Origin of the sequence: Pelistega europaea (assembly GCF_013133775.1) — a bacterium.
In the GTDB taxonomy this organism is placed as follows: Bacteria; Pseudomonadota; Gammaproteobacteria; order Burkholderiales; family Burkholderiaceae_B; genus Taylorella; species Taylorella europaea.
The window spans coordinates 12574-34236 of record NZ_JABGBO010000004.1 but is presented as its reverse complement, the minus strand read 5'-3'; the positions used below and the strand labels follow the sequence as shown (position 1 = coordinate 34236).

The window sequence follows — 21663 nt, the reverse complement described above, 5'->3', positions numbered from 1 at the left end:
GTTGTGAATATTTTTTGAGCCCTATTATGTGAGCGCACTTTGTATTAAATAGAGGGTTTTGAAACGCTATCATGTGATAAGTATTTCATATGGAATAAAGAGAAGATGATGAAAAGAACACGTGTTTTAACTGGTATTACTACCACAGGTACTCCACATTTAGGTAATTATGCAGGGGCATTACGTCCAGCTATTGAGGCAAGCCGTCGTCCTGAAGTGGATGCCTTTTTCTTTTTAGCAGATTACCATGCCTTAATTAAATGTGATGACCCTGTGCGTGTGGCACGTTCTCGTTTAGAAATCGCAGCGACTTGGTTGGCGGCAGGTCTAGACTATGAGAAAGTCACTTTTTATCGTCAATCTGATATTCCAGAAATCCCCGAATTATCTTGGATTTTGACTTGTATGACGCCTAAGGGCTTGATGAACCGTGCCCACGCTTATAAAGCATCGGTAGACCAAAATATCGCCAAAGAAATTGGGGCAGATGAAGGGGTGAGTATGGGTTTATACTCTTACCCTATTTTGATGGCCGCAGATATTCTGATGTTTAATGCGAATCTTGTACCTGTTGGCAAAGATCAGGTGCAACATTTAGAGATGGCACGTGATATTGCCCAACGCTTTAATTACCATTACGGACAAGGGCGTGAGTATTTTGTATTGCCATATGAACAGGTTGATGAGGATGTTGCCACCTTGCCTGGTTTAGATGGGCGTAAGATGTCTAAGAGCTATGGCAATACTATTCCTCTTTTTGAGGGTGGTGAGAAAGCCTTGAAAGCCGCTATTGCACGTATTCAGACGGATTCCAAGCTTCCTGGTGAAGCTAAAGATGCGGAAAGCTCACATTTATTTAGTCTCTACCGTGCTTTTGCAACTAGTGCCCAAACAGCTCAATTTAAAGCTGATTTAGAAGCTGGTTTAGGTTGGGGGGAGGCCAAGGAAGTATTATTTGGTTTGCTAAACGATATGCTTGCTCCTATGCGTGATCGTTATGAAGCATTGATTGCAAAACCCCAAGAAATAGAGGAGATTTTACAACTCGGTGCAGCCAAAGCACGTAAATTAGCTATTCCATTTATTCAAGAAATTCGTGAGGCAGTAGGGTTGCGTAATGCAGCAGCAGCGGTTGCTGTGAGCAAAAAAGAATCAAAAAAGTCTAAATCAGCGCGTTTTGTTAGTTTCCGAGAAGATGATGGACAATTTAAATTCCGTTTGATAGCTGCGAATGGACAAGAGTTGTTATTGTCTGTACCTTTTATAAATCCTAAAGATGCAGGTGTGTGCATAAAAGCGATTACGCAGATGGATATTGATAAGGCTATTATGACACGTATTGATGGTGGTTTTGATGTGGTGCTAGATGGGGTCGTGGTGGCTTCTAGTGTACAAGTAGGCTCTAATGTGGAGCGTGAAGCTGCACTGGCATTGCTAGCAGAGAGTTTGGCACAGTTAAATGCTGAGTAAATCATCTCATTTAACATCTTTGATGCTGCGTAGTAGAATGGCTGTGTGAATGGGTGGTGGAAACAAATAATCCAACAATAACAAAGAGGGTGATGGCGAGTAATCGTCACACCTTTTTTACTTGGGAATATGATTAATAAGTCACCAACTAAGTGGCGAATTATTCCTTTTTTGATTTGATTGAGATAAGAATATGGCAAATACGAATTTAAGTATTATTACCGAAGAAGAGTTTGGTGTTAAGATTGCTTTAGCCTATGGTACTACGGATAATTTTACGGGAAAACTTATTTATAAAAATGCTGTCTGTGCATTGTTGCCAGAGGCGGCTGAGTGTTTGCGTAGCGCAGCAGCACATGCTAGGCGTCTGGGTTATACACTAGTGATTTATGATGCCTTTCGTCCTAGGGAAGCCCAACAAAAGTTATGGGATTTTCTTCCAGACCCTCATTATGTGACCTCACCTGAGCAGGGTTCTGCACATACACGTGGAGTGGCAGTTGACTTAGGTTTGCTAGATGCAGAAGGGAATGTGGTTAATATGGGTACTGGTTTTGATGATATGACAGAGCTATCTCATACAGATTATGAGAACTTGCCATTGGAGGTTTTGCGAAACCGTGCTGTGTTACTTGGTATTATGTTGCATGCAGGCTTTAAAGAAATTAAGTATGAGTGGTGGCATTATCAGCTTCCCAATGCGTTTGAGTATCCATTGCTGGAAAGTGATTTAATTAAAGTGGTAGATTGAGTTCAATAAGATTGTATTGACCCCTATAAGTTAAATGCTAACTATAGGGGTTTTTAAATGCATGGACAATAGAACAAAGAATCATCAACCTACCTGCCTAGGGTTGTAATATATTCACTTCTGTTTGAATTGCATTCAAAATTTAATTAATAAAATCAAATAATTAGATTAAAAAAACAACAAAAAAGGTGGACAAATTTATCCACCTTAATTTTTTTCTTGAGAAAATTAGGGCATACTGGAAGTGCTTTATAAGTGGTAGCAGTAATCTTTGTCATCTAGGATGTGGCTGATATTGTTTGTACGGGTAGGATGATGTGTTATGGATTAAGTTGGCAAGTGTAGTCAGGGGATATATTTGCTCAAAAGGGGATAAAAGAGGGGGAAGATATGGGAAATTTGGCAATTTTATATAGTTGTGCCTTGTCTGGTGTGCAAGCACCAACCGTATGCGTGGAGGTTCACTTAGCAGCAGGATTACCAGCTTTCAATATTGTAGGTATACCTGATACGGGAGTACGAGAGAGTAAGGAACGGGTACGTTCAGCCATTGATTTTTGTGGTTGGGATTTTCCCCCAGGGCGTTTTACCGTCAATTTATCGCCAACCTCTTTGCCCAAAGAGTCCGGCCGTTTTGATTTACCTATTGCTTTAGGGGTATTGATAGCGACAGGGCAGTTGGTGGTAAGCAAGGAGCATCAGCAACATCTATCACAGATGTACTTTATTGGAGAGTTGTCATTGACTGGGGCACTCATTTCTGTACAGTCCCCTTTAATTATCGCCCTATCTATTTACAAACAGAATCCTAATGCAGTTTTAGTTTTACCCCTAGAAGATGCCAAGGTTGCTGCAAGGATTGAAGGACTCAAGGTGATTGGAGCTCAGACCCTTAATGAGGTCGTGCAGTATTTGGCAGGTACCCAGAAAATGTTGCCTATTGAGGCTCCAAGTGATGAGGTTGAGGCTCCTTATAATGATGTGTGCTTATCCGATATTCGAGGGCAACCTTATGCATGTAAAGTACTGGAAATTGTTGCTAGTGGCGGACATGGTTTAATTCTATCTGGGGCTCCTGGAGTGGGTAAAAGTATGCTAGCACACCGTCTGCCGACTTTATTGCCTTTATTAGATAAACAGCAGCAACTTGATGTGCTTGCCATTTATAGCCTGGTGCGGTCGGTTGATGCCCCTCTAGTAGGTGTCGTTCCATTTCGTGCACCGCATCACTCTAGTTCCATGGTGGCTCTGGTGGGAGGAGGAGCTAAAGCCTTGCCTGGAGAAATTAGTTTAGCTAATCATGGAATATTGTTTCTAGATGAGTTACCAGAGTTTGATAGACGTACTTTGGAGGCATTGCGTGAGCCACTGGAAACGGGGGAAATTCATATTGCTAGGTCTAAGCATACACAAACTTATCCAGCTCGGTTTCAATTAATTGCTGCCTATAATCCTTGTCCTTGTGGGTATTTAGGACATGCGACGAAAATGTGTAAATGTACTCCTGATCAGATTAACCGTTATCAGAATAAGTTGTCGGGACCTCTATTGGATAGAATTGATGTGCATTTGCAAGTGCATTCAGTAGGTAAGGATTGGTTAAATGCAGAGAGGGCAGAAACTTCAGCAGTGGTACGAGAGCGAGTGACTGCATGTAGGGAGTTGCAACGGCATAGGCAAGGGGTTTTGAATGCCTACTTAAGTGATGCACAAGTACGAGAGTTCTGTAGCTTGGATGAAGCAGGAAACACATTATTATCCCAGGCGATGAATAAGTTTTCTTGGTCTGCAAGGGTAAGCCATAAAGTGCTAAAAGTTGCTCGTACTATCGCTGATATGCAAGGTCATAAATATATTCAGAGTGATGATTTATCTCAGGCGATGATGTGTAGAAGTATGAATTAAATATATTTAAATAGTGTTTAAAAAATATGATAAATATGTTTGTTATATGAATATTGTGAAAAGACATATTAAATAGAAATAGTGATAAGGATGCAGTAGAGCATGGATATTTGGATTAAAAGGGAGAGAGTACTAGTAAGGAGGGTAATATTAGAATCGGGGATGAGAGTGTAGTAAAGGAAATAAGATGGAGAGTAGCCGGAACAAAGAGGGAGCAAATAATGATGGATAGCAGAAAAAAAAGAAAAAATAATGGTGGGTATAGGATACAATTCATAAAGGAGAATGTTGACCATGATGCAAAGCACCGCACTAAAATTTACCTTTTTAGGGACAGGGAGTTCCTCTCAAGTGCCAGTTTATAATTGCTTTTGTCCAGCCTGTCAGCGTGCAAGATGGGATAAAGCATTTAGGCGTCGTCCTTGTAGTGCAATGATTGAAACATCCGCAGGTAAGTGGTTGATTGATAGTGGTCTGACGGATTTGACAGAGCGTTTCTTTGCTTATGAACTAAAGGGGATTTTGCAAACGCACTACCATGCCGATCATGCACAAGGGCTATTACAGTTACGTTGGGGAGTGGATGCAACAATCCCTGTTTATGGTCCTGTGGATGAAGTAGGGTTTGCTGATTTATATAAGCATCCAGGTATTTTAGACTTTCAGCCTGGTTTTACCCCCTTTGAGGTAAAACGGCTTGGTGATTCATATGGCTTTTCTGTGATGGCGTTGCCACTGCAGCATTCGCGCCCTACGGTGGGATATTTAATTTCTTCACTGAATGGGGAGAGCTTGGCGTATTTGACCGATACAGCAGGCTTGTCGGCTGAGGTAATGCAGTTTTTAAGTTCTATCCCTTTGCGTTATGTGGTGTTGGATTGTTCTTATCCTCCATCAGATTTATCACCCCAGCATGATGCAATAACTAAGTATCAGCCTCAATGTGATAGCAGTACTGATGCTCTAGATGGGCATGATGTTGGTATGAGAAATCAATCTGTACAACAAAGTCATTCTAAAACTTCAGGTGCTCATAGTGCCAAGAGTAGAAATCAAACAAACCAAGACGAGCCTCAGGGAGAAGGGCTGTTGTCACAAAAAGATGATACTATTAAGCAAAAAACAAAGAACCATAATGATTTGTGGGCAGCACTAGATATTCTTGAGCAATTATCACCCGAAAAGGGATTTCTCACACATATCGACCACAAAGTAGACACTTATATTATGCAAAATCCCCATGTCTTGCCTGAGAATGTAGCACTTGCACAAGATAATTTAAGCCTAGTATTAAGGTAAGTCATTTTTGTGGAGGCAGCAAAAGAGAGGAAGCGGTATTACTTATCGAAAAAAGAAGGTAAGTGATTAGTAGTTATGGCTCTTTACATTAAAAATCTTCCCTTTAATTACGTATTGAAAAAAGGAGATAAGTAATCAGCATCTCCTTTTTTCATCTATTTAATAAATCCATTAATGATTTTGTGCAAAGTCATTAGGGATAATCAAAATATCTTTATTTACTTTATTAATATCTGTATGACCGCAGAAAGCCATACTGATGTCTAGTTCTTTTTGCAATAGCTCCAATGCCTTATAAACACCAGCTTGTCCATAAGCACCTAGTCCGTAAAGGAATGCTCGACCGACCATCACGGCATCAGCCCCCAATGCATAGGCACGGAGAATATCTTGACCTGTACGAATACCACCATCAATATAAATCTCCATAGAACTGCCAAGTTGTTTGACACGTTCTACAATAGCAGGAAGTGCTTGGATGGTTGATGGTGCCCCATCTAGTTGACGCCCCCCATGGTTAGATACAACAATAGCATCAGCCCCATGCTGGACAGCCATTTCAGCATCACGTGGATCAAGTATTCCTTTGAGAATAATCTTGCCTCCCCACTGTTCCTTAATCCACTCTAAATCGTTCCAATTAAGAGTGGTATCAAATTGTTCCACCGTCCACTTAGATAGCACCTTGAGATTATCCGCTTGGGGGATATGTCCTACAATATTACCAAAGCTACGACGGTTGGTATGCAACATATGCCAGCACCATTCAGGTTTAGTGGCTAGGTTGAGTAGGTTGCGTAGTGTAGGCTTAGGGGGAGTTGATAAACCGTTTTTAATATCTAAATGACGTTGTCCTGGAACCTGTAAATCTAGGGTTACAACTAGTGCTGAGCAACCTGCTTTCTTGGCACGTTGGATAAGACGAGCCATAAAGTCGCGATCTTTCATCATATAGAGTTGAAACCAAAACGGACGAGTGGTATTGGCTGCCACATCTTCAATAGAGCAACAACTCATGGTTGATAGTGTGAAAGGAATGCCAAATGCCTCTGCTGCTTTAGCAGCGAGAATTTCACCATCGGCACGTTGCATACCTGTAATACCAGTTGGAGAAATGGCTAATGGCATAGAGACTTTTTCACCAAGCATGGTTGTTGCAGTACTACGGTTAGAAATGTTTACTGCAACACGCTGGCGGAATTTCAGGCGTTCAAAATCTGTTGTATTTGCATAGTATGTCGATTGGGTATAAGAACCACAATCGACATAGTCATAAAACATTTTAGGGACTTTACGTTTGGCAACTTTACGTAAGTCCTCAATACATGTGATTTTGCTTAAATCCGCCATGATACTTGTCCTGCTAAATGAAAACGGTTGTGAAAATTATCACCGTTAAAGTTGGTGTTAATCAAAGGTTGTGTCACCTGAGTAAAGTAAGCCTTTAATCATACTACTGCAGGTTTGTGCAGAAGACGATTAGGTGGCAAGTGACTTTATGCTAAAGTGATGGCAACTAGATAGTAATGATAGCATGAACAGTATCTGCTGATGAATAGGATTACTCAATGAGTTGAATAGTTAGTTCATAGGATGACTTTTCATCTTTGCGAGCGGAATTGCGTGGTTGAGCTACACGAACTTCATATGTGGTAGTTTCTGGCAAAGTATAAGGTTCACCAGAAATAAAGTCGTCATAACCATAGAGAAAAGCATCAGCATGACCTTGAGATTTAATAGTAATGAGGGCTTTTTGGCCTTTTTTCCCTTCAAACGAAAAGCTTTTGTAGTCATAACCAGAGATAGTGCCCTTGTAGGTTACTGGTAGGGACTGTGCTGATGTGTTGGCTTGTTTACTGTTGGTAGCTGTTGTAGCTGGAGCTGTTGTAGCTGGAGCTGTTGTAGCTGGAGCTGTTGTAGCTGGGGCTGCTTGTTCAGTTACAGGAGCGGCAGGGGTAGCCGATTTATCCTCGTTGCATGCTGTTAATAATACCACAGAACCAACCACAGCTAATAAGTAATGTAATTTCATAACTACTTCCTTTAAGAGAAAAGATAAGGTTTTACGGTAACAAAGATAATGCGATTTTGACAAGCTATATGAAAGTGATTGTAACATGGATGCTGAAACCCTCTTTTTGTTTAGTAGACGGTAGGAATAGCAAACTTGCGAAGAAATATCCCTTGACATACTAAACAACGGTGAATGTTAAACAACCGTGGGTGTTAAATAATCCCAGAGACTAAATAGTTGCAAATATTAGACTATCATAGATGCTAAATGATCATGAGAAACTATACAGAATTTTGTTTTAACTTCTCTTGAATTTGCTGGCGAAAACGGGCTGCCATTAAATGATAAAAAGGTTTGGGACAAAACTGCCGAGATACAAGAGAGGCTATTAAGCAGGTAGGCAACAGCCAAATCAGCTCATGTTGACTGCTTGTCATCTCCATGACTACCACACTAGCAGTAACGGGTGATTGAGTAGCAGCAGCTAAAAATGCTGCCATAGATAAAAGAACCAAAAAGCGTTGATCAACAATCCCATCCGTGAGTTGCCAGAGAGTGCTGCCAATCGTAGCACCAATAGTTAATGAGGGAGTAAAAATTCCTCCGGCAATACCAGTCCAATAGGTAAAGACCGTTGCAAAAAATTTGGTAATACTCAATGAAATATCTAGGACACCACCATCTAGAGCTGTAGTAACGACGTTGTAACCCGTGCCATAAGTTTGACCTTGTGAGAAAGTACCCAGAACAGCTAGTAGAATCCCTAAGAAAAAGGCCGTTATCACAGGGTGATGACGGACGAAACCACGCACCCGACTAGGGACATAAGAGGCAACTCCTTTAGCCAGTAGGCGAGCGAATAAACCACCTGTAATTCCTGTCACAGCAGCACATAGCAATAGCCATAGCACTACATTGGGAACAGATTCAACTCCTTGATATTGGGGGAAATAGGGGTTATTGCCTTGGATAAGTACTAGCATAAAACCTGCAGCTAATACACCGAGCAGGACTCGTCTTTCCCAGCGTAATGTTGTACCTCTTCCAATCTCTTCAATAGCAAAGATAATTCCAGCTAGTGGGGCATTAAAGGCGGCAGCAAGTCCCCCAGCAGCACCAGTGGCAATAAGTTCGTTATAACTGAGACTTTTAAAAGCGAGGTTATATTTACGGCAAAATTTGCCCCAAGCAAGCATGACTGCAGCCCCAACTTGCACAGATGGACCTTCACGACCAACTGATGCACCACAACACATAGCTAAAAAGGTGAGAGGAATTTTCCAAATGGTTTGAGCGAACCGTACTAGCATTTCTTTGGGATTGCCATGAGGTAATTCAACCGAGGCGATTACTTGAGGAATACCGCTACCGGCCACATAAGGGGCATATTTTTTCGTAAACCATGCCAAGATTGCCATGCCAAAAGGGAGTAGTACCCATGCAATAAGAGGATTGTGCTTAACTAAGTCAGTATTAAGTTCCAACCCAAACTCTACCAACATAGCAAATCCCCATGATACCAATGCTACCAATAAAGCACCGCCCAGTAAACAAGTAAACTCAATGCTTTTTTGAGATAAACGCCATGTTTGATGTTCTTTGTGTTTCAGAAAGCGACGCAGTTGCGTGATTTTGGCTTTGAGATGGGCGGACATAGTATGGATAAGAAGGTTAACTGTAAATACACGTCATTATAACTGAACTCATATGAAAACCTTGTCATTAGCTTAGGTTTTTACCTAGGAGAAAAGTAATTGCACATCAAAATCTCACAAAGGTGTCTAATATTGGTAACGCCACAATTGTGGCAAAACCATGTGTAGTGGTGAAATTGGAAAAATATGAGTAACGCCACAATTGTGGCAAAACCATGTGTAATGGTGAGATTGGAAAAATATGAGTAACGCCACAATTGTGGCAAAACCATGTGTAATGATGAGATCGGAAAAATATGAGTAACGCCACAATTGTGGCAAAAGCATATAAAAAACAGTTAAAACCAGTCATATTTGGAAGATTGCTGAATTTATAACTTATTGATTTTATTAGACTTCCAAAAATAAACTGGTCGGAGCGGCGGGATTCGAACTCGCGACCCCTTGCACCCCATGCAAGTGCGCTACCAGGCTGCGCTACGCCCCGAACAGAAAGCGTAATTCTAACACAGCCCAAGAAAAAGTCAAGGTTTGGCATAAACCTCCTTAATCCATAAAAGTCGATACGTAATAAAAATAGTAACAGCCGTGTTTATTGCTTATTTTTCTTAAGCAGTTATGCTAATATGAATTCATACAGTGTTTTAATTATTAAACATCTGTTTTAAAAAGATTTTTGGTTTTTATCACAAAGTTGAATATGCAATCCTTTTTTGATTTTTTGGCAGCTGGTGTACTCCAGCTTAGCGTATGGCAGGTTATCCTCATTACTCTTGTGCTTACGCACATTACTATTGCGTCGGTGACGATTTACCTTCACCGTAGTCAAGCCCACCGAGGTCTTGATTTACACCCAGCCGTAGCCCATTTTTTCCGCTTTTGGTTGTGGATGACTACAGGTATGATTACCCGTGAGTGGGTTGCGATTCACCGCAAACATCATGCTAAGTGCGAAAAAGAAGGGGATCCTCATTCTCCTATGATTTATGGCATCAGTCGTGTCTTATGGCGTGGTGCAGAGCTTTATCGAGATGAAGCAACTAACCATGAGACCATTAAGCGTTATAGTCATGGCACACCTGATGATTGGATTGAAAAACATGTGTATTCTGCTCATTCTTCCTTGGGGGTGATGATTACCCTGGTAATTGACGTGGTGTTATTTGGTGCGATGGGCTTATGTGTTTGGGCAGTACAGATGGCATGGATTCCTTTCTGGGCAGCTGGTGTAGTCAATGGTATAGGTCACTATATTGGTTATCGTAACTTTGCTAGTCCTGATACAAGCACCAATATTTTTCCTATTGGTATCATTATCGGTGGTGAGGAGCTACACAATAATCACCATGCTTATGGAACATCAGCGAAGTTTTCTAGCAAGTGGTATGAGTTTGACTTGGGCTGGATTTACATCTGCATCTTGAAGTTCTTTGGTTTGGTTGAGGTGAAAAAGGTTTTACCTAAATTAAAATTAAGTAAACAAATTGAAGAAGAGGTCACTGAGAAAACGCTGCATGGTATCATTACACATCGTTATGAAATTATGGCTCGTTACGCGACTATTCTCAAACAGACAGCCTTGCAAGAAATTTCTCGTTTGAAAAACATTCCCGAGTCGGCTTCTGAGTTAGCAAGTGTGATGTTTGTTTCCAAGCATGTGACCCAATCAGAGCAGGGTCTTAGCGAGGCACAAAAACAACAGCTTGCTCATGGCATTAGTCAGAACAAAGCATTAGCCCAATTAGCGGCAATGCGTGAAGAGTTAATGCGAGTATGGAGTAGTTCTACCGCTAGTAGCGAGCAGTTGTTAAACGACTTACGTTTATGGTTACAACAAGCGCAGCAAAGCGGTGTTCATAGTCTTGAAGAGTTTGCACTGCGGTTGCGTCGATACGCAGCATGATAGATATTGAATCTTTAAATCCTGAACAACGTACTGCCGTCACTACCGATGCGCAGTACGTTTTAATTTTGGCAGGTGCGGGTAGTGGCAAGACTAAAGTGCTTACCACACGCATGGCATGGTTAATTGAGCAAGGTTTGGTTAGTCCAGGGGGTATCCTGGCCGTGACTTTTACCAATAAAGCCGCCAAGGAGATGCTAACACGTGTAGGCAGTTTGTTGCCTATCAATACTCGAGCAATGTGGGTGGGGACTTTTCATGGGCTTTGCAATCGTTTGTTGCGAGCTCATTATCGTGATGTTGGTTTGCCACAGAGCTTTCAAATTCTGGATATGCAAGATCAGCTATCCTCTATCAAACGTTTATTAAAACTTTATAATGTTGATACCGAAAAGTTCCCTCCAAAAGATATTCAGCACTTTATTAATCGCTGTAAAGAACAGGGTTTACGTCCCCATGAAGTGGTGCCTCGTGATAATGAGGAAGTACGCTGTATAGAGCTTTATGAGTTGTATCAGACCCAATGCGATAAAGAGGGGGTAGTAGACTTTGCAGAATTGCTATTACGCTCTGTGGAGTTGCTCAAAAATAACGGACCTGTGCGGGAGCATTATCAGCGTCGTTTTTCTCATATTTTGATTGACGAGTTCCAAGATACGAATGACCTACAGTACCAATGGTTACGCCTGTTAGCAGGACAGCATAATGCTATTTTTGCCGTGGGTGATGATGATCAGTCGATTTATGCTTTCCGCGGTGCCAATGTTGGCAATATGCAGTCCTATGAGCATGACTATGCGAGAGGCAATATTATCCGTCTTGAACAAAACTATCGTTCCTATCAGCATATTCTTGGTGCAGCTAACCTATTAATTGAACATAACAAAGATCGCCTAGGTAAGAAGCTCTGGACAGCACAAGGAGAGGGTGAACTTGTACGGATTAATGAACTTAATGATGACCGTGCCGAGGCACAATGGATTGTAGATGAGGCTAAATCCTTGATGCGAGAGGGTGTGGAACCAGAGCAGATAGCCGTGTTATACCGCAGTAACGCTCAATCCCGTGTCATTGAGCATGCTTTTTTTAGTGTAGGTCTGCCTTATCGTGTCTATGGTGGGTTGCGTTTTTTTGAACGCCAAGAGATTAAGCATGTTCTAGCCTACCTGCGACTGATTCATAATTTGGATGATGATACTTCATTTTTGCGAGTGGTAAATTTTCCAGCAAGAGGTATAGGTGCACGTACTTTAGAAAACCTCGGTGATGCTTCTCGTCAAATAGGGTGTAGTTTAGCCTTGGCTATTGGTGCCTTGAAAGGGGCGCCTGCTGCTAAGCTGGCAGACTTTGTTGCTTTAATTCAGCGTCTTAAAGAGATGGCTAAGGTATTAACGCTTCCTGACTTAATTCAGCAAGTGATGCATGATACGGGTTTAGAAGCGTTTTATCAGTCAGAGCGTGATGGTGAAGATCGCCTGGATAACTTACAAGAGTTAGTTAATGCTGCTCAGGTATTTTGTGTAGAGTATGCTTTTTCGGATACCCCAGCTGCTCAACTGGTGACATTAAGTGATAACACTGGGAGTATAGAGGATGAGGTACCGTTTCAAGCTCCTCCTGAACAAGTTTCTGCCTTATCTGAGTTTCTCGCCCATGCGAGTTTGGAAGCAGGGGATAATCAGGCAAAAGCAGGTGAGCAAGCCATTCAGTTGATGACCGTACATGCAGCAAAAGGTCTGGAGTTTGATGTTGTGTTTGTTGCAGGTATGGAGCAGGGACTTTTTCCTCACAAAAATAGTATAGTGGCAAATGGTGGGCTAGAAGAAGAGCGGCGGCTAATGTATGTAGCGATTACGCGAGCTAGACAGCGTCTTTATTTGACAGGGGCCCACGTACGCATGATGTATGGGCAGACAGAGTATACGATACGTTCACAATTTCTTGATGAAATCCCTGAAGAACACACAAAGTGGCTTTCTCCTCGTGTACGGGAGGCAAGTAGTTTTGGTGGGGGATTTGCCACCCATAATCGTTGGGGTGCTGAGTCTTTCTCTGCGGGAAGTGCTGAGTTTCTAGGAGAGAGTGCTCAAAAAAGTGGATACTCTACCTCTTCTAGTTCAAGGGATGCTAGACATGCAGCAACATCTGGAGGTGTCCAGGTAGGAGATAAATTGTTCAAAGTTGGGCAAAATGTCTCCCATCCCAAATTTGGAGAGGGAATTATTATCAGCGTACTAGGTCAAGGTTCAGAGGCTCAGGCCCAGATTGTATTTGCTAAAGCAGGTGTTAAAACTTTGGCTTTAGGCATTGCTAAGTTGGATATTGTCTAAGTGATTGGGGTCTGACCTCGCTCATCATTTGTAATAGCAGAGAGCTTAAAACAGTCAGACTAAATGCTTTGCTAATGTATTAACCCTTTGATGGTGATATAAGGTGAAATAATTGTTTAAGTTTGAATGATTTTTCACCTTTTTTCTTTTTTACAATGTCTTAAGTGATTTTAGTACACCAAGTTAAATCATAGAATATTGAGTATCCTGTAAGTACAGACAATATGGAGATATAGTAATGAAAAACTTAATAAAACTCAGCGTAGTAGGTATGATAGCCGTTTCTTTGGCTGCTTGTGCAGTTCCTCCAGGACACCGTTATCCCCCAGGCAATAGTGCTTATGGACATGCCCAGGGTAAAGGTCCTCACAAGAAATCTTCTGTTGGGCTATATGGTACGGCTGATGCAGGAATAGGCTATAGACATCAAAAAATTAAGAGGGATTAATACAGACTATAGCTCATTAAGTCCTATGTGAATTAGCATAGTCAGTTAGTGGGTTTTGATGATTTTGAGGAAAAATGATGCCTCTGTTTAGTTTGGCATCAGTTTGTTAGGCTAATTTGTGCCTTATGTCCACATCATAAACGATAAGGCTTTTATGGAGCTGTCAGTTAAAACAGTCCCTCATGAGTAGGTTAAACCCACTGTAGGAACTAATGTGCTAATAGCATTTTTTTATCAGATAAAACCAGCCCCCATAAGTGGCTTGAATCCACTTATGGGGGTGTTATCACTTAAGGATGCTATGAATAGCGGTTTTTTAACGTTTTAGTTTTGCAAAAGCAGCTGCCATTGCTCCCATCCCTTGGCTTGACGCATTAGCATCTCGACGTATACGACCATCATGACGTGAGCTGCCATCACGGCGTACTTCACCACGTTTGACAGGAATACTCTCATCATTAAGACGCATAGTTAGACCAATACGTTTGCGAGGGGCATCAACCTCTTGCACTTTTACTTTGACTGTTTGTCCGACACGTACCACATCTCTTGGATCCTTAACAAAGGTGTCCGATAATGCAGAAATATGCACTAAACCATCTTGATGAACCCCAATGTCTACAAAGGCACCAAAGTTTGCTACATTGGTCACTACACCTTCAAGAATCATACCAACTACCAGATCATCAATGGTTTCAACCCCTTCTTTAAATGTCGCTGTCTTAAACTCAGGACGAGGGTCACGGCCTGGTTTTTCAATTTCACTAAAAATATCGCGGACAGTTGGAATACCAAACTTTTCATCGGTGAAATCTGCTGGTGATAAGCCTTTTAAGGCATCTTTTTGACCAATGATACTTTTCACATCTTGCTGTAGTTTGCTTACAATGCGTTCAACTACTGGATAGGCTTCTGGGTGTACAGCAGAGGAATCTAATGGATTATCCCCTCCATTGATACGCAAGAAGCCTGCAGCTTGTTCAAAGGCTTTTGCCCCAAATCTAGAGACATCCATCAATGCTTTACGGTTGTTGAAGCGACCATGCAAATCACGGTGGTTAACGATATTTTGAGCAAGTGACTGATTCAAACCAGAAACGCGGCTTAATAGGGCAGCAGAAGCTGTATTCACATCTACACCAACAGCATTTACACAATCTTCAATGACTGCATCAAGAGAGCGAGCAAGTTCGCGCTGATTTACATCATGTTGATATTGACCAACACCAATAGCCTTAGGCTCAATTTTTACTAATTCTGCTAATGGATCTTGCAGACGGCGAGCAATGGAGACAGCACCACGTAAACTTACATCAAGTTCAGGGAACTCTTTGGCAGCCAGTTCTGAGGCAGAATATACTGATGCCCCAGCCTCTGAAACTACAATCTTCTTTACACCAGCATCAGGAATTGATTTCAATAAGTCACCAACAAGTTTCTCCGTCTCACGAGAGGCAGTACCATTACCAATGGCAATTAATTCAATTTGGTGTTTAGCAATTAACGCGAGTAATGTATTGATTGAGCCAGCTACATCACGGCGCGGCTCAAAAGGATAAATAGTGGCAGTTTCTAGTAGTTTGCCAGTTGCATCAATGGCAGCAACTTTTACTCCTGTACGGATACCAGGGTCTAAACCTAATACAGCTTTAGGACCAGCAGGAGCTGCTAATAAAAGATCTTTCAGATTAGCAGCAAAAACACTGATAGCCTCTTCTTCGGCTTTTTCTCTTAATTGAGTGATAATCTCTGTTTCAAAAGAGGGAAGCAACTTTACACGCCATGTCCAGCGAGATAGCTCGCCTAACCACTTACCACGAGGACTTGCTTCAACGCCATATTCAGCCTTTAACTCAAGGAAATTGCTAATGCGTTCTATGCAAGGATGAGGGGTAAGAGCATCTTGTTCAGGGTCAAGACCAATGCGTAAATCTAATACACCTTGGGTGCGTCCACGTAATAAGGCAAGAATACGGTGTGAAGGAAGAGTGCGTATTGTTTCAGAGAAATCAAACCAGTCACGGAAGTTGTCGCCTTCTTGCTCTTTGCCTTCGATGACTTTGGAATAGAGGTATCCACTTTTTTGAAGATAGTCTCGCATATCTGCCAACAAGTCTGCATTTTCTGAAAAACGCTCAGCAAGAATATCACGAGCCCCATCTAATGCTGTTTTGGCATCTTCGATTTTATGCTCGGGATTGAGGTAGTTGGCTGCTAACACTAGAGGGTCACACTCAGGAGTGTTTAAAATTTCGTCAGCTAATGGCTCTAAGCCTGCCTCTTTTGCGATTTGTGCACGGGTACGACGTTTAGGTTTGTACGGTGCGTAGAGGTCTTCAAGACGTTGTTTAGAGTCTGCTGCTTGAATTTGAGCCATTAATTCATCTGTCATTTTGCCTTGTTCTACAATAGAGTTAATAATTGCAAGGCGACGAGCTTCTAACTCGCGTAAATAGACAAGACGAACCTCTAAGTGGCGTAATACAGTATCATCCAAACCACCTGTTACTTCCTTACGATAACGTGCAATAAAAGGCACTGTGGCTCCATCATTGAGTAGCTCTACTGTTGCAGCAACTTGCTGTGGACGGACATTAAGTTCTGTTGCTAACTGTTCAATAATGCGATTTTCGTCAATAGTTTCGAGAGTTGTTTCCATCATCATGTCTGGTTAAAAATATAGTTATAAAAGTTATTAAACGAAAGTGGTTATGAGAAATAGGAATAGCTATTGTTGTCACCGTAATAGCTGATTGTTGATAGTTGCACAGGAGTATTACCGTTTTGAAGAAAAAGCTATCTCTTGAATGAAAAAGGCACTTTGCTCCAGCAAGTGCCTTTGGGAATACTTCTGAAAAGAAGCATCAATACTATTTAAACCAAGATTTTGGAGTGAAAAAGTCTGTCCAAGAACGTTCACCCTCTATGCCATAGGTGTAGTATTTGCTATCAGGGAAGTTATGGTCTAGGATACGTTTAGTATCGGCTGCTTCCTGAGTCATATCAAGGGCTTCATAGGATTTCATCATGATATAAAGAGCCTTTTCTGCAGCGGTTACGCCAGAGAAATCTCTTAACACCCCTTGGGCACGGTTAATTGCAGCAATATAGCCATGACGAGTATAGTAGTACTGAGCAATGTTGGCTTCGCTATCAGCAATTGTGCTCACCAACCAAGTCAAACGCAACCTAGCGTCATTAGCATAGCGACTCTCAGGATAACGATCAACTAACTCTTTAAATGCTTGGTAAGATTGGCGTAGACCTTTGGGGTCACGTTCACTAGGATCTTGACCTGTGTAGCTTGATAAGAAAGAGCTTGGAGGGGTGAATGTCAGCATGCCTTTAAGGTAGAGCATGTAGTCTGTATTAGGGTGGTTGGGATAAAGAGCCAAGAAACGGTCAATTGCAGCACGCGATTGATCAATGTCATCGTCTTTCCAGTTTACATATGCCAAGTCAATTAAAGCTTGTTGGGCATAAGGACTGTAGGGATGGCGACCCTGGATAGCACCTAAATAGCGACGAGCAGCCTTCCACTCACCATCGCGTACACTTTCTCTGGCTGAATCGTAAAGTTTGGCAGGTGCCCAGCCTTTGGTTTCGTCAACTTCACTTTTAAACATACCACAACCAGCGAGAATGGCTGTACTTAGGATAATTAAGCTACCTTTGTAGAGTCTTTTCATAGCAAATATTAGTGAATAATGAAAAATAACACCCATCATAACACACATAGCCTATTGGGCGTATGAAAATTTGGTGCATATGATGAGAACGGACACGTTATTATAGTGATTTTTCTCCTCTTATAGGAAAATTGGGATTTACAATAAGCAATATTTTTGGAAAAACACCCAAAATTTTCAAAAAACACTCAAACTATAGGGAAAAAAGAGGATTATTGACAGGTTAGGTAGCTTAAGCAGCAAAATGGGCATAAAAAAGAGGATTTAAAATGAGGATTTGAAAAGGAATTTAAAGTACACATTTAAAAAGAGTTTAAGGTACACATTTAAAAAGAAAGAAAATTTAAGGTGTACTTTGATGAAAGATAAAAGGTGAAATGAGTAAAATAATACCAATAGTCTATGAGAGTTTTGGTATAAATCTAATATTATGAAGTTATCTATTGATAAAAAGACAGAGATAAATGTACCCTCGTCGCCGATGAGCGAGTCATGGGAGGAAGACATTCTTGATGATGCAGATAGCTCAGATAGCGCAGTAAAAGAGCCTCAAATATTTCGTTTAGGTAGAGATACAGCGGCAGACCGCTTGGACAAACTGTTGGCGAAGTTGCTACCAGAGCATTCACGCGCACGTCTGCAAACATGGATTGAGGATGGGTTTGTTACGGTAAATCAAAAGGCTGCAAAGGTGCGTCAAATTGTAGGGCCGGGAGATGTTATTAGTGTCATAGAACAAGCCAGTGAACAAAGTAAAGCATTTGTTCCCGAACCCGTGGAGTTTGGAGTGGTTGCAGAATCGTCGGCTTGGATTGTGGTGAATAAGCCTGCAGGACTTGTTACGCATCCCGGTGCTGGTAATTGGCATGGGACTTTGTTAAATGGCTTGCTTTATCGTTATCCTGAATTAGCTGTTGTACCTCGTGCAGGAATTGTGCATCGTTTGGACAAGGATACCTCTGGCTTGTTGGTGGTGGCTCGTACGGAGACGGCACAAACGCATCTGGTGCGTCAATTACAGGCAAGAACCATGGGGCGCCGTTATTTGGCTTTAGCTCAAGGTGAGATGCTAGACGAGGGGGCAGTTGACCTGCCGATAGGACGCGACCCTCGAGTACCGGTGAGAATGTCAGTCGATAGACCAATAGCCCCTAAACCTGCTTTGACACATTATGCTTGTTTAAGGGTAGGTAATTATCAAGATAAGAGGCAAGAAAAGAGAGTGAGTTTGGTAGAGTGTCGATTGGAAACAGGGCGGACACACCAAATTCGAGTGCATATGAGTTATTTGGGGCATCCTTTATTGGGGGATAGTCTTTATGGTAGTCATATTGCAGTTGGGCGGCAGATGTTACATGCTTACCAGTTGAGGTTTGTGAATCCTGAGAGCGAGCAAGAGGTAATGTTTGAGGCAGAGCTGCCAAGTGATATGCAGGCAGTGATTGATATAGTGCAATGGGACTGATTCAGCTCTTTGCAAAAGAGAGAAAGAACAATGGAACTAGTGACAGGCACCAAATGGAGTGGTGTAAATTACGGAACGACAACACGAGATATGAAAGGGGTGAGTGTTGCCCCTTTTGATTGCTTTAATTTGGGTTTGCACTGTGGTGACAATCCAGAACATGCACAAGCAAACCGCCATGTCCTTGAGGCTACTTTGCCTAGTCGCCCAATCTGGCTTAACCAAGTACATGGTATTGCTGTATTAGATGCAGATAGTACTTTTGAATATCCTCCTCAGGCAGATGCAGCATTGACCATGCAGCAGGGGCGAGTACTTGCCATTATGACGGCAGATTGTTTACCTGTTGTTATTGCCGATGACGCAGGCACTATTGTTGGTGCTGCTCATGCTGGTTGGCGTGGATTACAAGCAGGGGTATTGGAGAATTTAGTTGATAAAATGCGACAAAAGGTGCCAGATGCTAGGCTAAAAGCATGGATTGGGCCAGCTATTTCACAACCTGTTTTTGAGGTGGGAGGCGAGGTCTATGCAGCTTTTGTGCAAGCAACCCCAGCATTAAAAACCTTCTTTATCGCTTATGGTGAGGAGGTGGATTGGTCTAAGACGCGTTTTGTTCATTTACTTCATGCTTTGCATAAAAATAATGACAAAGTAAGTGATACTCTGTCCCACAACCACTCATTTAGCCCACAATTTAAGCAGCCGGCCAAAGGTAAATATCTAGCAGATTTAGCAGGTATTGCCGAATATAAATTGCGTCAAAAGGGTTTAAACGAAGTCATACAGAGTAACCAGTGTACCTATTTACAAAAGGATAAATATTTTTCTTATCGTCGTGAAAACCCCACCGGGCGAATTGTTACCTTGGCATGGCTAGGAGAACATCTAACATAACGGGAACTTACTAAAGTCGCACTGAATTACTAGGGTATAGGGGGGTATAAATCCCTATTTCACTAAGTGATAAAATTATTTACACTGTACCCATCTAGCTAGGAGTGTATATGAGTGCGTCAAAAGATTTACCCCCCACAAATCCATGGCTTGTATCCATGGTGAGTGCTTCTGAGCATTGGTTATCCTTGCAAAAAAGTTTTATGGATGGGTTTCAGCAGGTATTTAACCAAGCGACAGCTGGGACTTTGCCAGAAATTAAAGATAAGCGTTTTAGTAGTGATGCGTGGAAGCAGAATCCGCAGCTACTAAGTCTAGCTCACCTGTATTTACTTTCTTCTAAAACTTTGTTCGATATGTTAGAACAGGTTGAGATGGATGCAGAATCTAAAGATAAGCTACTTTTCGCAATGCATCAGTGGGTGGATGCAGTGGCGCCTTCTAATTTCTTTGCACTCAATGCTGATGCACTCGCCACTTTTGAAAAAACACATGGAGAGTCTTTGCAAAAAGGGCTTCAGAATCTTCTCCAAGACATGCAAAAAGGGCGTATTACTCAGACCGATGAGCAGGCATTTGAAGTAGGACGTAATTTAGCCGTAACTCCAGGTAAAGTGGTCTACAAAAATGCATTCATCGAGCTTATTCAGTATTCGCCATTAACTCCGCAGGTTTATGAAATTCCTTTATTGGTCGTGCCTCCTTGTATCAATAAGTTCTATATCCTTGATTTACAAGAAGATGACTCCTTTGTCCGCGGTGCTGTAGAGCAAGGACATACAGTATTTTTAATCTCCTGGCGTAATCCCTTGCCCAATGATGTTGATCAGCCTGACTTATTCACTTGGGACGATTATATGGAGCAAGGAGTTATACGAGCCCTCCAAGCTGTTTGCGATATTACGAAACAACCTAAAATTAATACCTTAGGTTTTTGCGTGGGCGGTACCATGCTGGCGACGGCATTGGCGGTAGCCAAGGCTAGAGGTCAAGACTATGCCAATAGCATGACTTTATTAACTACTTTTCTTGATTTTTCTGATACTGGTGTAATGCATGTTTTTGTGGATGAACCTAGTGTGGTGATGAGAGAGCAGACTATAGGGCAGGGAGGGTTAATGCCTGCCAAGGATCTTGCTGCGAGCTTTTCTATTTTGCGACCAAATGAACTCATCTGGAACTACGTAGTTCAGAACTATTTTAAAGGTGAGACACCAGTCCCGTTTGATATTCTTTACTGGAACTCAGATAGTACGAATTTACCAGGTCCTTTCTATGCCTGGTATTTACGCAACACCTATTTAGAGAATAATTTACGCCAACCAGGCAAGGTAACTGTGCTAGGAGAGCCTTTAAAATTATCCACTTTGGATATGGATACCTATTTATATGCCTCTAAAGATGATCATATCGTTCCCTGGAAGTCAGCCTACCTTAGTCGCGATATTTTGAGTGGTCAGGTGCAATTTTGTCTGGGAGCCTCGGGTCATGTTGCAGGGGTGGTGAATCCTCCTGCTCGCCATAAACGTCATTATTGGACCAATGAATACAAATATGACGATGGCTATCTCAGTAGTGAACAATGGTTTGAAGATGCCACCCAACACCCTGGCAGTTGGTGGGTTAATTGGTATGAGTGGCTTGCTCCACGTGCAGGGCGTAAGATTAAGGCTAAAAAGACCCTTGGCAGTCGTCAATATCGTCCGAGTGTAGATGCTCCAGGTGACTACGTGAAAGTGCGGGCTGTGCAATAATTGGGTGAGTAATGGCTGAGGAGAGCTAAGGTTAGTTGTGTTTATAAAGTCAAAAACAATGCAACAAAAATGTCATTAGACAT

The 21663-nt window shown here is 41.9% G+C and carries 15 protein-coding genes and 1 tRNA gene; 10 read left to right on the top strand and 6 right to left on the bottom strand.

Going from position 1 to position 21663, the window contains the following annotated elements; genetic code table 11:
- Positions 1-105 precede the first annotated feature (105 nt).
- The 4 genes from HKX40_RS04405 (at position 106) to HKX40_RS04390 (ending at position 5425) form a co-directional block, all read left to right on the top strand.
- On the top strand, positions 106-1470 hold the full coding sequence (locus tag HKX40_RS04405) for a tryptophan--tRNA ligase (protein ID WP_246233570.1): 1365 nt from the start codon (positions 106-108) through the stop codon (positions 1468-1470).
- Positions 1471-1663: 193 nt separating this feature from the next.
- Entirely contained in the window at positions 1664-2221 is a 558-nt protein-coding gene (gene ddpX, locus HKX40_RS04400) for a D-alanyl-D-alanine dipeptidase (RefSeq protein WP_171588352.1), read from the top strand.
- 390 nt (positions 2222-2611) lie between these two features.
- Positions 2612-4126 (top strand): YifB family Mg chelatase-like AAA ATPase, encoded by a 1515-nt coding sequence (locus HKX40_RS04395; RefSeq protein WP_171588351.1) that lies wholly within the window; start codon positions 2612-2614, stop codon positions 4124-4126.
- A gap of 294 nt (positions 4127-4420) precedes the next feature.
- Positions 4421-5425 (top strand): MBL fold metallo-hydrolase, encoded by a 1005-nt coding sequence (locus HKX40_RS04390; protein WP_171588350.1) that lies wholly within the window; start codon positions 4421-4423, stop codon positions 5423-5425.
- Between the two features lie 171 nt (positions 5426-5596).
- Here the strand turns inward: HKX40_RS04390 and HKX40_RS04385 are convergent, their stop codons facing one another.
- From HKX40_RS04385 to HKX40_RS04370, 4 genes are all read right to left on the bottom strand, one after another.
- A complete protein-coding gene (locus HKX40_RS04385; protein WP_171588349.1) occupies positions 5597-6775 on the bottom strand; it encodes an alpha-hydroxy acid oxidase in 1179 nt (392 codons plus the stop codon).
- Between the two features lie 211 nt (positions 6776-6986).
- A complete protein-coding gene (locus HKX40_RS10605) occupies positions 6987-7457 on the bottom strand; it encodes a hypothetical protein (protein ID WP_216605166.1) in 471 nt (156 codons plus the stop codon).
- Between the two features lie 263 nt (positions 7458-7720).
- Positions 7721-9094, bottom strand: a complete 1374-nt coding sequence (locus HKX40_RS04375; RefSeq protein ID WP_171588348.1) for a chloride channel protein — start codon at positions 9092-9094, stop codon at positions 7721-7723.
- A gap of 410 nt (positions 9095-9504) precedes the next feature.
- Positions 9505-9581 (bottom strand) — tRNA-Pro (locus HKX40_RS04370).
- 213 nt (positions 9582-9794) lie between these two features.
- Here HKX40_RS04370 and HKX40_RS04365 point away from each other — a divergent pair.
- The 3 genes from HKX40_RS04365 (at position 9795) to HKX40_RS04355 (ending at position 13775) form a co-directional block, all read left to right on the top strand.
- Positions 9795-10997 carry a DesA family fatty acid desaturase gene (locus HKX40_RS04365; RefSeq protein WP_171588347.1) on the top strand — a complete coding sequence of 401 codons (1203 nt, stop codon included), beginning with the start codon at positions 9795-9797 and terminating at the stop codon, positions 10995-10997.
- Positions 10997-13327 carry a UvrD-helicase domain-containing protein gene (locus tag HKX40_RS04360; RefSeq protein ID WP_171588535.1) on the top strand — a complete coding sequence of 777 codons (2331 nt, stop codon included), beginning with the start codon at positions 10997-10999 and terminating at the stop codon, positions 13325-13327. The genes HKX40_RS04365 and HKX40_RS04360 overlap by 1 nt, the downstream gene beginning before the upstream one ends.
- 238 nt (positions 13328-13565) lie before the next feature.
- Positions 13566-13775: a hypothetical protein gene (locus tag HKX40_RS04355; RefSeq protein ID WP_171588346.1), complete on the top strand. Its 210-nt coding sequence runs from the start codon at positions 13566-13568 to the stop codon at positions 13773-13775.
- 316 nt (positions 13776-14091) lie between these two features.
- Here the strand turns inward: HKX40_RS04355 and HKX40_RS04350 are convergent, their stop codons facing one another.
- Together HKX40_RS04350 and HKX40_RS04345 are read right to left on the bottom strand one after the other, a co-directional pair.
- A complete protein-coding gene (locus tag HKX40_RS04350) occupies positions 14092-16437 on the bottom strand; it encodes a Tex family protein (protein WP_171588534.1) in 2346 nt (781 codons plus the stop codon).
- Positions 16438-16645: 208 nt separating this feature from the next.
- Positions 16646-17464, bottom strand: coding sequence for an outer membrane protein assembly factor BamD (locus HKX40_RS04345; RefSeq protein ID WP_171588345.1), 819 nt, complete (start codon positions 17462-17464; stop codon positions 16646-16648).
- 505 nt (positions 17465-17969) lie between these two features.
- Here HKX40_RS04345 and HKX40_RS04340 point away from each other — a divergent pair.
- From HKX40_RS04340 to HKX40_RS04330, 3 genes are all read left to right on the top strand, one after another.
- The gene (locus tag HKX40_RS04340) at positions 17970-18929 is read left to right on the top strand and encodes an RluA family pseudouridine synthase (protein ID WP_425500450.1); all 960 of its coding nucleotides are present in this window, start codon (positions 17970-17972) and stop codon (positions 18927-18929) included.
- 30 nt (positions 18930-18959) lie between these two features.
- The gene (gene pgeF, locus HKX40_RS04335; RefSeq protein WP_171588344.1) at positions 18960-19826 is read left to right on the top strand and encodes a peptidoglycan editing factor PgeF; all 867 of its coding nucleotides are present in this window, start codon (positions 18960-18962) and stop codon (positions 19824-19826) included.
- Positions 19827-19936: 110 nt separating this feature from the next.
- Positions 19937-21580 (top strand): PHA/PHB synthase family protein, encoded by a 1644-nt coding sequence (locus HKX40_RS04330; protein ID WP_171588343.1) that lies wholly within the window; start codon positions 19937-19939, stop codon positions 21578-21580.
- Positions 21581-21663: the final 83 nt, after the last annotated feature.